The organism is Streptococcus oralis (assembly GCF_003943825.1).
GTDB lineage: Bacteria > Bacillota > Bacilli > Lactobacillales > Streptococcaceae > Streptococcus > Streptococcus oralis_CD.
In genome coordinates this window covers 1-548 of the sequence record NZ_RJNJ01000119.1, presented here as the reverse complement: position 1 = coordinate 548, position 548 = coordinate 1, and the positions used below count along the sequence as shown (strand labels likewise).

The window sequence follows — 548 nt, the reverse complement described above, 5'->3', positions numbered from 1 at the left end:
CTTTTGATGCCACAAGTTCCGACAGAAATGTTTGTAGAAGCTTGTAAAGCAGTTGTGCGTGCAAATGAAGAATACGTCCCACCATATGGAACAGGTGGAACTCTTTATCTTCGTCCACTGTTGATTGGTGTTGGGGATATTATCGGGGTTAAACCAGCAGAAGAGTATATTTTCACCATCTTTGCTATGCCGGTTGGTAACTATTTTAAAGGTGGTTTAGTTCCAACCAACTTCTTGATTCAGGATGAATACGACAGGGCAGCTCCAAATGGTACGGGTGCGGCCAAGGTAGGTGGGAACTATGCTGCTAGTCTTCTACCAGGTAAAATGGCAAAATCACGTAATTTTTCAGATGTTATCTACCTAGATCCAGCTACCCACACCAAGATTGAGGAAGTCGGATCAGCCAACTTCTTTGGAATCACAGCGAACAACGAATTTGTTACGCCATTGAGTCAATCCATCTTGCCATCTATTACCAAGTACTCTTTGCTTTACTTGGCAGAACACCGCTTGGGCTTGACTCCGATTGAAGGCGATGTCCCAAT

General features: G+C 44.0%; 1 protein-coding gene. It reads left to right on the top strand.

Translation table 11 applies throughout. The annotated features are described in order from the left end of the window. Nucleotides 1-548 (top strand): aminotransferase class IV (locus D8863_RS10915; protein WP_185761493.1); only part of this gene is annotated, 548 nt, incomplete at both ends.